General features: G+C 68.8%; 12 protein-coding genes. 7 read left to right on the top strand and 5 right to left on the bottom strand.

Going from position 1 to position 12,694, the window contains the following annotated elements; translation table 11 throughout:
* Nucleotides 1-14 precede the first annotated feature (14 nt).
* Nucleotides 15-2,876, top strand: coding sequence for a translation initiation factor IF-2 (infB, locus tag C3B61_RS03815; protein WP_103459599.1), 2,862 nt, complete (start codon nucleotides 15-17; stop codon nucleotides 2,874-2,876).
* A gap of 193 nt (nucleotides 2,877-3,069) precedes the next feature.
* Nucleotides 3,070-3,612 carry a 30S ribosome-binding factor RbfA gene (gene rbfA / locus C3B61_RS03810; protein WP_103459598.1) on the top strand — a complete coding sequence of 181 codons (543 nt, stop codon included), beginning with the start codon at nucleotides 3,070-3,072 and terminating at the stop codon, nucleotides 3,610-3,612.
* A 134-nt stretch (nucleotides 3,613-3,746) separates the two neighbouring features.
* Here the strand turns inward: rbfA and C3B61_RS03805 are convergent, their stop codons facing one another.
* The 3 genes from C3B61_RS03805 to C3B61_RS03795 are packed head-to-tail and all read right to left on the bottom strand — an operon-like array spanning nucleotide 3,747 to nucleotide 6,954.
* A complete protein-coding gene (locus C3B61_RS03805) occupies nucleotides 3,747-4,718 on the bottom strand; it encodes an aldose 1-epimerase family protein (RefSeq protein ID WP_103459597.1) in 972 nt (323 codons plus the stop codon).
* Nucleotides 4,711-5,982 (bottom strand): D-arabinono-1,4-lactone oxidase, encoded by a 1,272-nt coding sequence (locus tag C3B61_RS03800; protein WP_103459596.1) that lies wholly within the window; start codon nucleotides 5,980-5,982, stop codon nucleotides 4,711-4,713. Before C3B61_RS03800 ends, C3B61_RS03805 begins: the two co-directional genes overlap by 8 nt.
* A gap of 33 nt (nucleotides 5,983-6,015) precedes the next feature.
* The gene (locus C3B61_RS03795; RefSeq protein ID WP_103459595.1) at nucleotides 6,016-6,954 is read right to left on the bottom strand and encodes an HhH-GPD family protein; all 939 of its coding nucleotides are present in this window, start codon (nucleotides 6,952-6,954) and stop codon (nucleotides 6,016-6,018) included.
* 23 nt (nucleotides 6,955-6,977) lie between these two features.
* On the opposite strand from C3B61_RS03795, the gene C3B61_RS03790 reads away from it, so the two are divergent.
* On the top strand, nucleotides 6,978-7,580 hold the full coding sequence (locus C3B61_RS03790) for a nucleoside/nucleotide kinase family protein (RefSeq protein WP_088455508.1): 603 nt from the start codon (nucleotides 6,978-6,980) through the stop codon (nucleotides 7,578-7,580).
* Here the strand turns inward: C3B61_RS03790 and C3B61_RS03785 are convergent.
* A complete protein-coding gene (locus C3B61_RS03785; protein ID WP_103459594.1) occupies nucleotides 7,564-8,565 on the bottom strand; it encodes a ketopantoate reductase family protein in 1,002 nt (333 codons plus the stop codon). The genes C3B61_RS03790 and C3B61_RS03785 overlap by 17 nt on opposite strands.
* Nucleotides 8,566-8,601: 36 nt before the next feature.
* Nucleotides 8,602-10,056 carry an MFS transporter gene (locus C3B61_RS03780; protein WP_103459593.1) on the bottom strand — a complete coding sequence of 485 codons (1,455 nt, stop codon included), beginning with the start codon at nucleotides 10,054-10,056 and terminating at the stop codon, nucleotides 8,602-8,604.
* 90 nt (nucleotides 10,057-10,146) lie between these two features.
* Between C3B61_RS03780 and C3B61_RS03775 the strand changes: the two genes are divergently transcribed.
* The 4 genes from C3B61_RS03775 to C3B61_RS03760 are packed head-to-tail and all read left to right on the top strand — an operon-like array spanning nucleotide 10,147 to nucleotide 12,672.
* Nucleotides 10,147-10,794, top strand: a complete 648-nt coding sequence (locus tag C3B61_RS03775) for a TetR/AcrR family transcriptional regulator (RefSeq protein WP_103459592.1) — start codon at nucleotides 10,147-10,149, stop codon at nucleotides 10,792-10,794.
* A gap of 22 nt (nucleotides 10,795-10,816) precedes the next feature.
* Nucleotides 10,817-11,785: a tRNA pseudouridine(55) synthase TruB gene (gene truB, locus C3B61_RS03770; RefSeq protein ID WP_103459591.1), complete on the top strand. Its 969-nt coding sequence runs from the start codon at nucleotides 10,817-10,819 to the stop codon at nucleotides 11,783-11,785.
* Nucleotides 11,782-12,150, top strand: coding sequence for a hypothetical protein (locus C3B61_RS03765; RefSeq protein ID WP_103459590.1), 369 nt, complete (start codon nucleotides 11,782-11,784; stop codon nucleotides 12,148-12,150). Before truB ends, C3B61_RS03765 begins: the two co-directional genes overlap by 4 nt.
* Before the next feature lie 57 nt (nucleotides 12,151-12,207).
* Nucleotides 12,208-12,672, top strand: coding sequence for a hypothetical protein (locus C3B61_RS03760; protein ID WP_088455514.1), 465 nt, complete (start codon nucleotides 12,208-12,210; stop codon nucleotides 12,670-12,672).
* Nucleotides 12,673-12,694 lie beyond the last annotated feature (22 nt).

The following is a 12,694-nucleotide window of genomic DNA, read 5'->3' as shown; positions in this document are numbered from 1 at the left end:
GGAACAGGAGAATTGTGGCTGCGAAACCACGCGTACACGAGATCGCAACTGAACTCGGTGTCGACAGCAAGGTAGCCCTTGCGAAATTGAAAGAGATGGGCGAGTTCGTCAAGGGACCGTCTTCCAGCGTTGAACCCCCCGTTGCCCGCCGTCTGCGTGCAGCACTCGAGGCTGACGGAGTCGCCACCGGCGGCGCCGCTGCCACCCCGGCGGCCCCTGCCGCCGCCGCGAAGCCCGCGTCGACCACCACGGCCAAGCCCGGTGGCGCACGTCCGTCCCCGGCACGTCCCGCCGCACCGGTGCCCGCACCCGTGGTCGAGGCTCCTGCAGTGGATGCACCGCCGATGCCCGCCGCGCCGCTCACCGTAGCGGAGCGTCAGGCCGCCGCGACCGAGAAGGCCGCCGCTGCCGAAAAGGCTGCAGCGACCGAGAAGGCCGCCGCCGAGTCCGGCACCGCCGCGACCGAGAAGACGACCACCGAGGCAGCCACACCGGCCGCCAAGGCTGACGGCGACGCGGCTCCGACCGCCAAGCCCGGCGGCAGCGTCCCGCGTCCGGGAGCCCGTCCGGGCAACAACCCGTTCGCCAGCAACCAGGGCATGGGCAAGACTCCCACCCCGCGTCCGGGCAACAACCCGTTCGCGAGCGCGCAGGGCATGGGGCAGCGTCCGCCGTCCACGTCCTCGCCCAGCAACATCCCCCGCCCCGCCGCACCCCGTCCCGGCGCCCCGCGTCCGGGCGGACCCGGCCAGGCACCCCGCCCGACCGGTTTCGGCCAGCGCCCGGGTGGCTTCCAGCGTCCCGGTGGCGCTCCGGGCGGCGCCGGTGGCGCACGCCCCGGCTTCACCCGCCCCGGCGCACCTGCCGGTGCCCCCGGCTTCGGCCCGCCCCGCCCCGCCGGTGGCGGCGGCGCCGGTGGTCGTGGCCGTGGTCCCGGCGGTGGAACCGCTGGTGCATTCGGTCGCGGTGGTGGCAAGAACAAGGCGCGCAAGTCGAAGCGGACGAAGAGGGCCGAGTTCGAGCTGCGCGAGGCTCCGTCGCTGGGTGGCGTCAGCGTCCCCCGTGGCGACGGCGGAACCGTGGTGCGTCTGCGCCGCGGTGCCTCGATCACCGACTTCGCCGACAAGATCGACGCGAGCCCGGGCAACCTGGTCACCGTGCTGTTCCACCTCGGTGAGATGGCAACGGCAACGGAGTCACTCGACGATGCCACATTCGACGTTCTGGGCAGCGAGCTGGGTTACAAGATCCAGATGGTCTCGCCCGACGACGAGGACCGCGAGCTGCTGCTCGCCTTCGACATCGACATCGACCAGGAGCTGGCCGACGAGACCGACGAAGAGCTCGAAGTTCGTCCTCCCGTCGTCACCGTCATGGGTCACGTCGACCACGGTAAGACCGCGCTGCTTGACGCCATCCGTAACGCCAAGGTCGCTGCCGGTGAAGCCGGTGGCATCACCCAGCACATCGGTGCCTACCAGGTCGTCACTGAGCACGAGGGCAAAGAACGCGCCATCACCTTCATTGACACCCCCGGTCACGAGGCGTTCACCGCCATGCGTGCTCGTGGTGCGCAGGTCACCGACATCGCGATTCTCGTGGTCGCCGCCGATGACGGCATCATGCCGCAGACGATTGAGGCACTCAACCACGCACAGGCCGCCAACGTGCCGATCGTGGTCGCGGTGAACAAGATCGACAAGGCAGGTGCGAACCCGCAGAAGGTGCGCCAGCAGCTCACCGAATTCGGTCTCGTCGCCGAAGAGTACGGCGGAGACGTCATGTTCGTCGACGTGTCAGCTAGGAACAAGGTCGGCATCCAGGAAATCCTCGACGCCGTCCTGCTCACCGCAGACGCCGGACTCGACATGCGCGCCAACCCGAACAAGGATGCCCGCGGTGTGGCCATTGAGGCCAAGCTCGACAAGGGCCGCGGTGCAGTCGCCACGGTGCTCATCCAGTCCGGGACGCTGCACGTCGGCGACTCGATCGTTGCCGGTACCGCCTACGGCCGCGTTCGTGCGATGGCCGACGAAAACGGCAACGCCGTTCTCGCCGCCACGCCGTCCCGTGCCGTTCAGGTGCAGGGCCTCTCGAGCGTTCCCCGCGCCGGTGACACCTTCCTCGTTATCGAGGAAGACCGCACCGCGCGTCAGATCGCCGAGAAGCGCGAAGCCGCCGAGCGCAACGCACTGCTGGCCAAGGCCCGCAAGCGCATCAGCCTCGAGGACTTCACCCGTGCACTCGAAGAGGGCAAGGTCGAATCGCTCAACCTCATCATCAAGGGTGACGTTTCCGGTGCCGTTGAGGCCCTGGAAGAGTCGCTGCTCAAGATCGAGGTCGACGACTCCGTTCAGCTGCGCATCATCCACCGTGGTGTCGGTGCGGTCACGGAGAGCGACGTCAACCTCGCCACCGTCGACAACGCCATCATCATCGGCTTCAACGTTCGCCCCGACACGAAGGCGCGCGAACGTGCGGCTCGTGAAGGCGTGGACGTGCGCTTCTACTCCGTCATCTACAACGCACTCGAGGACATCGAGTCTTCCCTCACCGGAATGCTCAAGCCCGAGTTCGAAGAAGTGCAGAGTGGTATCGCCGAGATCCGCGAGGTCTTCAGCTCGTCCAAGTTCGGAAACGTCGCCGGTGTCATCGTGCGTTCGGGAACGATCACGCGAAACGCCAAGGCGCGGGTCATCCGCGACGGCATCGTGGTGGGCGACAACCTGGCCATCGAGTCGCTGCGTCGCTTCAAGGATGACGTCACCGAGGTGCGTACGGACTTCGAGGCCGGTATCGGTCTTGGTAAGTTCAACGACATCCAGATCGGCGATGAGATCGAGACGATCGAATTGAAGGAAAAGCCGCGTAGCTAATAGCTATGGTGGCAAGGGGTCTCCGCTTGATCCCCCCTCAGGGGAAGAGCGGGGACCCCTACCCCGATTCCCCTGAGGGGGGATCAAGCTACGACCCCACTCCCCGAGAAACGCTTCCGTCAATACGATGGTTGGGGAGGGCTTAAGAGCGTTAAGAAGTACCCCGAAATTTTAGGTTCATGAGGAGTTCGACATGGTAGACCCGGCACGCGCTCGTAAGATGGCGGACCGCATCAAGGTCATCGTGGCCAAGCGGCTTGAACGCGGCATCCGCGACCCGAGGCTCGGCTTCGTCACCATCACCGACGTCAAGGTCACCGGCGACCTGCAGCACGCCTCGGTGTTCTACACGGTCTATGGCTCCGAAGACGAGCGCAAGGACAGTGCCGCAGCGCTCAAGGCCGCCACCGGCATGATGCGCAGCGAAGTGGGCAAGAACATCACCGCACGGTTGACGCCGTCGATCGAATTCATCGCCGACGCCATCCCGGAGAACGCCGCACTCATCGACGACCTACTGCGTGAAGCGCGTGAGCGCGACACCCAGGTGGGCGAGATGGCCCGCACAGCCGTGTACGCCGGCGACGAAGACCCGTACGTCAAGCCGCGCGAATACGCCGAGGACGACGACGCCGACGAGGACGGCGTTGCCACCGAAGCGGATGAGCCTGAAGCTGCACCGGCACCGGCACCGACCGGCCGCCACGCCGCCGCGACGGAGCCCGACGCTCAGTAACCTCAGCACTCTGACTTGCCGCAAAAGGCCCCTTGACGAGCTGTCAAGGGGCCTTTTGCGGCAAGTCGGCGACCTGGCTGGCGGATGATGTTGTGGGCGGGCCGCTGCAGACGCTGGAGAAGGGGAGCCGCGGGTCAGGCCTCGGTGGCGGCGATGGTCCAGCCGGCCGAGTGGGACTGGCCGGGGGCGAGGAGCACCAGGTCTTCACCGGTGGAGAAAGCGTCCGGTGGGCAGGTCATCGGTTCGACCGCCAGGCCGATGCGGCTCGGCTCGGGCGCCGGACGGTCAGCGGTGTGCACCTGCAGCCAGGGCAGCTCGGCTCCGAAGCTCATGCGCACGCCGGTGCCGCCCGGGCTGGTCACGGTGACGGATGCCGACCCATCCGCGTCCCGCGCAATCGCGGTGAACGCGTGGTCGATGAAGGTGTCGCCGATCACCCTGGGCGTGCGGAAATCGAACTCCGGCGTGGTCTCGACCGGCACCGTGGCCACGGGGCTGAGCCGGTCCGGGGTGACCGTGAGATAGGCAGCGGCCGGGAACTCCAGTGTCCAGTCGTCGACGATGCCGGGACCGGCCACGAGGTAAGGGTGCGGGCCGGTGCCGTAGGGGGCCGTGGCGGCGCCGACGTTCTCGGCGGTGACCGTGCTGGTGAGGCCGTCGTCGGTGAGGCTGTACGTCACCAGGAGAGCAATGCGGTGCGGATAGCCGTCGCTGGGCACGATGGTGGTGCCCAGGGTCACCGACTCGGCAGTACGCGCCTGCAGGGTCCAGTCAGCCCAGCAGACCAGGCCGTGCAGGGCGTGGGAGCGGCTGGGTTCGGTGAGCGGCAGTTGGTAGTCGACGCCGTCGAAGGTGTAGCTGCCGTCGACCACCCGGTTCGGCCAGGGCGCCAGGACCGCGCCCCGGTAGCCGGGACGCACCTCGTCCTCGGCGAACGGCACAACCAGGTCGCGGCCGTTCCAGGTGAGCAGGCGCAGGCTCGCACCGACGCTGGCGATGGTGGCCGAGTAGCCGTCGTGGCTGATCGTGTACTGCAGCCCGGAGAGAGGCAGGACGGACGCATCCGTGCCAGTGGTGGTGGGGGAAGTGACGGCGGCGTCAGTCATGGGGAAGGACTCGTTTCAGGTAGGCGTTCTGGAACCGTGCGTCGGGATCGACCCGACTCAGGTGGGCGGCGAAATCGTCGAGGCGGGGGTAGGCGCGGCGCAGGCCGGCCGGGGACATCGTGGACACCTTGCCCCAGTGCGGGCGGGGCGCGAACGGCTCCAACGTGTGTTCGATCAGCGGCAACACCGCGAGAATCTCGTCCGTCATCGGCTTCCAGGTGAAGTGGATGGCGAGCGAGTCGCGAGCGTAACTGGGGCTGAGCCAGGCGGTGTCCGCGGCCACGCTGCGGAGCTCGGAGATGTGCAGCAGCGGTGCGATGCGGTCGCCGATCACGCGCAGGGCGGTGATCGCGGCGACGGCGTGCTCGGCCGGGATCAGGTATTCGGACTGGATCTCCTCGCCGTGGCTGGGCTGGAACTCGCTCCTGAAGTGCGCGAGACGCTCATTCCACGGCCCGGGCTCGCGCAACTGCCCCGTCACGCTCTCGGCGGTGACACCGGGCAGCGGGTGCAACGCCACCATGGCCTCGGTGGCGCCGAGAGCGGCGAGGTCCAGCTCGGGGCCGTCCACATCCAGCCGGCGCTTGGACCAGACCTGGTGAGTGTTCTCGCCCCGGAAGGTGGTGAACACGCTGACGCTGTAGCCGCTGGCCATGATGGCGGCCCAGTTCGCCAGGGCCGCGGTCCAGGACAGTCCCTCGTGCACGTACTGGGAGATCTGGAAGTGCGGCTGCACCCTCAGGGTCACCGCGGTGACGATGCCGACGGCGCCCAGGCCCACCACGCAGGCGGCGAAGTCCTGGTCGTGTTCCCGCACGATTTCGACCTGCCCCGAGGCACGCACGATCTCCAGCGCCACGACCGAGGACGCCAACGACCCGTTGCGCACGCCGGAGCCGTGGGTGCCGGTCTGGATGGCGCCGGCGACCGAGATGTGCGGCAAGGACGCGAGGTTCGGCAGGGCCAGGTCGTGTTCGGCGAGGTATGCGCCCACCTGGGCGTAGGTGCTTCCCGCGCCCACCCGCACGCTCACCGCTGCGCCGTCGTCACCGAACTGGAGCGACGGTTCGATGTCCAGCCGGTCGAGGGCGATCAGGGTGCCGACGCTGTCGGCGATCGTGGAGAAGGAATGCCGGGAGCCCAGGGCCTTGATCTGCCCGGCCCCGGCGTCGACCGCCGCGACGATTCGGGAGACCTCTTCGGTCGTCGTCGGGTGCCTGATGTCGTCCGTTGAATACTCGACGTTGCCGGCCCAGTTCTTCATTGAAACCATTTCTGTTGGAGAGAGCGCGGGGGTTCACCCCTGCGAAAGAGCGTACCGCCCGGGTTCGACGAGTACGGCGAGACCGTCGGCGAGGAGCCCGGCCAGGGCCCTGTCGCGCTGCACGGCATCCGGCCACACGGTGTCGATCTCAGCGGCGGTCACCGGATGGTGTGTGGCCCGCAGCTCGGCCATGATCAGTCCGCGCACCTGTCGGTCGCTGCCCTCGAACTTCTTCTGCACGGCCTTCTTCGGTCCCGCGTAGGCCGGGTAGCCGGCCGCACGCCAGCCGCAGGCATCCCGGATCGGGCAGGTCTCGCACCGCGGGCTGCGGCTGGTGCACACGATGGCGCCCAGCTCCATGATGGCCGCGTTGAAGACCGCCGCCGCGACGGGCTCGGCGGGCAACAGCGCCGACATCGACTCGAGGTCCCTGCTGCGGCTGGGCGGTGCGGGTTCGGCCTGCCCGGCCACAGCCCTGGCGATCACCCGGCGGGTATTGGTGTCGACCACCGGATGCCGGTGGCCAAAGGCGAAGACCGCCACCGCCCTGGCCGTGTAATCACCGATTCCGGTGAGGGCCAGCAGGTCGTCCACGTCCTCCGGCACGATGCCGCCGTGCCGTTCCACGATCTGCACGGCAGCGGCGTGCAGCCACAGCGCTCGGCGCGGGTAGCCCAGGCTCGCCCAGGCCCGAACGGCCTCGCCGGGCGGAACGGAGGCCAGGTCGGCGGGTGTCGGCCAGCGTTCTAGCCATTCCGCAAGACGCGGGATCACCCGGCTCACCGGGGTCTGTTGCAGCATGAACTCGCTCACCAGGGTGCCCCAGGCGCTGAAACCGTCGCGCCGCCAGGGCAGGTCGCGTGCATTGTCGTTGAACCAGGCACTGATGCTGTGGCTGAGGGCGGGGCCGGCGTGCGCTGCGCCGACAATGGCACCGTCGACGGGGGCAGCGCTGTGGACTGTGACGTTCATCGGTTCTAACCTAGGCTCGATTCATGAAGCTCGTTTCCACTCCCCGCGTCGAGTACCTGCGTACCCTCTCGTCCGAGATCCTCAATCTGAACGGCCGGGGCCGGGTGATCGTGGCGGTGGACGGCGCCGACGCGGCCGCCCGCACGGCGTTCGCCGACGATCTGGCCGCGGTGCTCGACGAAGCCGACAAGCCCACCTATCGGGCGTCGCTGCGCTACTTCCAGCGGTCCAGGGAAGACGTCGGCCGGTTCGGCGCCGACTCCCCGGAGCGCTTCTTCCGGCACGGTTTCGACTATTCCGCGCTGCGCCGGGTCTTGCTCGAACCGTTCCGGCTCGGCGGCAGCACCGGCTTCGTCACCCAGGTCTTCGACCCCGACCGCGACAGCTGGATCGAACCGACCTGGACCACGGCTCCGGCGGATGCGTTCCTGGTCATCGACGGCGAGTTCATCAACCGCAGTGAGCTGCGGGACGCCTGGAATTACCGCATCCTGCTGGAGAGCGAGGCGACCTCGGAGGCGGACTACCTCTACCAGAAGGAGGAACGCCCCCGACAGGTGGCGTCGGCCGTGATCGACCTCAGTGAACGGCACCGCCCCCAGCGGGTGTTCAGCGACTCCTGCTGAACCGTGCCAGCACGTCGGCGGGGCTGAGGAACGTCCCGCGTTCCTCCACCTCGTGCACCAGGGCTGTCAGCCGGCCGTTCACCGGGGCCGGAACGCCGGCGGCAGCGGCCTCACGCACCACTACGCCGTTGAGGTGGTCCACCTCGGTGCGTTGGCCGCGGGTGATGCTTTGCAGGGTGGAACCCAGATTGGGCACCCTGCCCATGCGGGCACGCATCCGCAGCGGCACCACCTGGCCCGCCCACGCCGGCAGCAGCGAGAAGATCCGCAACCGGCGGTCGCCGAGCGCCTGCATGGCACCGAACCGGATGCCGCGCCGTTTGCCCACCCGCACGGCCTCGCGCATGCTCAGCGTCAGCACCCGGCGCAGGCCCCGGTGGGCGACGACGGCCTGCACGCTCAGCCCGGTGATCGCGGGCAGCGCGTTGAGCATGTTCACGACAAGTTTGGTCCACTGGGCGCCGACGAAATTGTCGATGGCCTGGCAGGGCACCGCCTCGGCGAGCACGGCCTGCCAGCGCCGGGTGGCCGCGTCGGCCGGCCCCGTACCCCGGCCGAGATAGGTGGGCGCGACGGTGGTGACCGTGACCAGGCCGGGTTCGGTGTAGTTGGCCGCGATGATCGAGAGGGCGCCGAAGCAGTCAGAGCGGGGGAGCAGCCGCCGGGCGGTCTCGACCCCGTCGAGGCCGTTCTGCACCACGATCACCGCGGCGCCGTCGAGCACGGCGGCGTTGTCGGCGATCGCGGCCTCGGCATCCTGCGCCTTGGTGCAGACCAGGGCGAGATCGGGTGTCTCGACCAGCCGTTCGAGGGCGGTGGGATGCGCCGTTGCCGGGCCGAACCCGCCCACGAGCCGGATGCCGCGCTCGCGGATCACGGCCAGCCCGGCGCCGCGCGCGGTGACGGTCACCTCGTGGCCGGCCCCGCTGAGCAGAGTGGCGAAGGTTCCGCCCAGGGCGCCAGCGCCGATCACAGCAATTCGCATGACCTCAGCCTAGAAGCCCCGGCCGGGCCACCTCGACTACCCGCGAACGAGGAGGGCGTCCGAGCGAACCGGTGCGGGCTGCGGTGCCTGGTCGACCCGACGACCTGACGGCAGCGCTAGCGCGATCACCGCCGCGACGGCGAGCACCCCGGCGCCGACCAACACGGCGGGCACCGCGGCATCCACGTACCCGGTGGGGGTCAGCGTGCCGCCGTTGCCGGTGAACACGGCGGTGAGTACCGCGACGCCCAGCGCCACACCGATCTCGCGGAAGGTGGAGTTGGTGCCGGACGCCTTGGCATGGTCGTCGGGCACCATATTGGCGAGCACCGCGGTGGAACTCGGCGCGAAGACCAGCCCCATACCCAGCCCGGCCAGGATGAACGCGCCCACCAGCTCGCCGTATTCGACGTCGACCGACATCTGGAGGGCGAGCCAGACCATCGCGATCGCGAGCAGGGCCAGCCCCAGCACGATCGGCAGCCGCGTTCCGGTTCTCGGGCTGAGCATCCCGGTCAGCGGGGCCACGATCATGGGAGCCAGCGTCCACGGCATCGTCATCACACCGGCTTCGAGCGGACTGTGGCCCTGCACGATCTGCAGGAACTGGATGAGGATGAAGATCGACCCGAAGATGCCGAAGCTGAAGGTGATCCCGACCAGGTTCGCGACCGTGAAGCTGCGGTCCCGAAACAACCGCAACGGCAGCAGAGGTGCGGATGCCCGACCCTCCCACCAGACGAAGGCCAGCAGGAGCGCTCCGCCGCCGATGAGCGTCGCGAGCACCTCGGTGCTGCTCCAGCCGGCTTCGTTGCCCCGCACGATTCCGTAGACGATTCCGAAGACCCCGCCGCCGGCCAGCACCAGGCCCACCACATCGGCGCGCAGCCGGGCGCCGAAGCTATTGGGCAATGCCACCAGCACCAGGGGGACCGACAGCAGGCCGAGCGGAACGTTCAGCCAGAAAATGGCTTCCCAGTTCCACCCTTCCACCACGGCTCCACCGATGAGCGGGCCGAGGGCCACACCGAGGCCGGCGATGCCGCCCCAGATCCCGATGGCCGCTGGCCGGAACCGGTCGGCGACCGACCCGACGAGCAGGGTGAGGGAGAGTGGCATGAGCGCGGCGGCGCCCACGCCCTGGAGTGCACGGGCGGAGATCAGCATCCACGGTTCGACGCTCATGGCACAGAGCGCCGATGCGGCGGTGAACACCGCGATGCCGGCCAGGAACACGGTCCGGCGCCCGAAGCGGTCGCCGATTGCGACGGCCATCAACATGAACGTGGCAAAGCTGAGGGAGTAGGCGTTCACCACCCACTGGAGTTCTTCGATTGTCGCCGAGAGGTCGGTGTTGATCACCGGCAGGGCGCTGGTGACCACGAGGTTGTCGAGGGTGGCCATGAACATGGGCAGTGACGCGGCGACGACGGCAAGCCAGACGGGAACCCGGCCGAGGCGCTTGCCGGGCGGGGTGAGGGTGGTGGTCATGGGAGGTCCCTTCGGGAACGGAGCCAGAGAATGTTGTAATTGAATGATTACAAAACAGGAGACTAGTAATCGACTGATAACCTGTCAAGTGTGAACGAGACATCCGGCACCGCAGCCGCCCAGCCCACCGAGCGCATTCCCGCCGCGGAACGACGCGAGCAGATCCTGGCCGCGGCCAGCGTGGTCTTCGGTGAGCGCGGCTATTCCGGTGCGACAACCGACCAGGTGGCCAAGGTGGCCGGCATCAGCCAGCCCTATGTGGTGCGCATGTTCGGCACCAAGGAGAACCTGTTCCTCGAGGTGCTGGCCAGGGCGCTCGAGCGCCTGGTCGCCGGCTTCAGGCAGATCATCGCCGAACCACGCGAGCACGGCGACGACGAGATGGAGCTGCTGGCCGCACGGCTCGGCGGCGCCTACGTGGACCTCATTGAAGATCGCGGCATCCTGCTCTCGCTCATGCAGGCCTTCATCAGCGGGCACAACCCGGTCGTCGGCGCCAAGGCCAGGGCCGGGTTCCTCGAGATCTACCGGATGCTGCGCGACGAGGCCGGCTTCCCGCCGGACGCCATCCGCGGGTTCCTGGCCGACGGGATGCTGTTCAACACGCTCCTGGCCATCCGGCTGCCCGACATCTTCGACGAGGACCCCGACGCCGAGGAACTCATGCGGTGCACGTTCCGTGGCAAGCTCGACCTGGTGCTCGGCGCCACAGCCGCCGAAGCCGCAGCAGATGCCTGACCCCAGCTAAGAAGGATTTCCAGTGAACGCCCCACGCCGCAAGCCCGGCAGCACGACCAGCGGCCTCGTGCTGATCGACAAGCCCCAGGGCTGGACCAGCCACGACGCCGTCGCGCGCACCCGCCGCCTGGCGAACACCCGCAAGGTCGGCCACGCCGGCACCCTGGACCCGATGGCGACGGGCCTGCTGATCCTCGGCATCAACAGCTCCACCCGGCTGCTCACCTACGTGGTCGGCCTCGACAAGGAATACCTGGCCACCATCCGGCTGGGCGCCGCGACGACCACCGACGACGCCGAGGGGGAGGAGCTCACCCGCGCGCCCGCCGAGGTCGTCGACGCCGTGACCGCTGAGGCAATCGCCGCGGGCATCCAGGGCCTGACCGGGGACATCAGTCAGCGGCCCAGCGCCGTGAGCGCCATCAAGGTGGACGGCAAACGCGCCTACGCCAGGGTGCGCGCCGGCGAGGACGTCGAACTGCCCGCCCGTCCCGTCACCGTGAGCGAGTTCGAACTGCTCTCCAGCACCCCGGTCGACGGGTTCCTCGACCTCGAGGTGCGCGTCGTGTGCTCCTCAGGCACCTACATCCGGGCGTTGGCCCGCGACCTCGGCGCGGGTCTCGGCGTCGGCGGCCACCTCACCAGCCTCCGCCGTACCCGCATCGGCCCGTTCGGCATCGACGCCGCCGACCCGCTCGACCGGCTCGATGTGGCCCGCGCCCTGATCGGCCCGGCGGATGCCGCCAGCCGGCTGTTCGGCCGGCTGGATCTGAGCGAGCAGCAGGCCATCGACCTCGGCCACGGCAAGCGCATCGACGCGCCCGTCGGCACCGGAGACGCCGGACCGATCGCCGCCATCAGCCCGAACGGCAGCCTCATCGGCCTCGTCGAGTACCGCGCCGGCCAGGCCAAGTCGATCGTCAATTTCCCGCCAGACGAACCCGCCGACGGCCCCGCCGGCAGCCCCGCCGTCACGGAGGACGCCTCGTGATCGAGTGGTTCACCTACCTGCAGCTGCCGATCGCCACCGCTGCCGGCCTGCTCTGCCTGGGCCTGGGGCTGGCCGGCCGCAAGCCCACCGACGTCAGCATGGGGGCGACCCTGCTCGTCGAGGTGCTCCTGATCGTGCAGCTCGTGGTGGCCCTGGTTGCGCCGCTCACCGGCAACCAGGCCACCGGCAGCCTGCTGGAGTTCTACACCTACCTGGTCAGCGCCATCCTGCTGCCGATCGCTGGGGGAGTGTGGGCGCTCATCGAACGCAGCCGGTGGAGCACGGTGATCCTCGGGGTGGTCTGCCTGTCGGTGGCTGTCATGCTCTACCGGATGCTGCAGATCTGGACCGTGCAGGGCGTCTGAGCCGTGCAGCACGACCGGCACCGTTCGGCCCGGAGATGCTGCGATAATTACTGAGCGATGAATGATCTCAAGACCGACTCCGGAGACAACGCCACCGGTACGACGACTCCCGGCCGGGTGACCGGCATCGGGCGGGTGCTGATCATGGTCTACGGCGTCCTCGCCCTCGCCGCCACCGGCCGGTCCTTTGTACAGATCGTCGGGAAGTTCGACGAGGCCCCGCTGGCGTACACCCTCTCGGCCCTCGCCGCGGTGGTCTACATCGTCGCGACCATCGCCCTGATCAAGCGCGGACGCGCTTGGTACCGGATCGCCTGGGTCACCATCGGCTTCGAACTGCTCGGTGTTCTCGTGATCGGCACCCTCAGCCTGGTCGACCCGCAACTGTTCCCGCACGACACAGTCTGGTCGGTGTACGGCCGCGGCTACCTGTTCATCCCGTTGGTGCTGCCGATCCTGGGCATGTGGTGGCTGGCCCGCCACGCGCCGGAGCGCACCGACCGGAACGGCGTCCCGGCATGACCGGCGCCCAGGCTACGCCCAC

The organism is Cryobacterium zongtaii (assembly GCF_002909375.1).
In the GTDB taxonomy this organism is placed as follows: domain Bacteria; phylum Actinomycetota; class Actinomycetes; order Actinomycetales; family Microbacteriaceae; genus Cryobacterium; species Cryobacterium zongtaii.
Note: the sequence above shows the minus strand (reverse complement) of the source record. Positions and strands in the feature narration are given on the sequence as shown.

Excerpts from the sequence above, each read along its gene's own strand:
- rbfA (WP_103459598.1), top strand. The coding sequence starts at position 3,070 with ATGGTAGACCCGGCACGCGCTCGTAAGATGGCGGACCGCATCAAGGTC.
- C3B61_RS03805 (WP_103459597.1), bottom strand. The coding sequence starts at position 4,718 with ATGACTGACGCCGCCGTCACTTCCCCCACCACCACTGGCACGGATGCG.
- C3B61_RS03800 (WP_103459596.1), bottom strand. The coding sequence starts at position 5,982 with ATGAAGAACTGGGCCGGCAACGTCGAGTATTCAACGGACGACATCAGG.
- C3B61_RS03795 (WP_103459595.1), bottom strand. The coding sequence starts at position 6,954 with ATGAACGTCACAGTCCACAGCGCTGCCCCCGTCGACGGTGCCATTGTC.
- C3B61_RS03790 (WP_088455508.1), top strand. The coding sequence starts at position 6,978 with ATGAAGCTCGTTTCCACTCCCCGCGTCGAGTACCTGCGTACCCTCTCG.
- C3B61_RS03785 (WP_103459594.1), bottom strand. The coding sequence starts at position 8,565 with ATGCGAATTGCTGTGATCGGCGCTGGCGCCCTGGGCGGAACCTTCGCC.
- C3B61_RS03780 (WP_103459593.1), bottom strand. The coding sequence starts at position 10,056 with ATGACCACCACCCTCACCCCGCCCGGCAAGCGCCTCGGCCGGGTTCCC.
- C3B61_RS03760 (WP_088455514.1), top strand. The coding sequence starts at position 12,208 with ATGAATGATCTCAAGACCGACTCCGGAGACAACGCCACCGGTACGACG.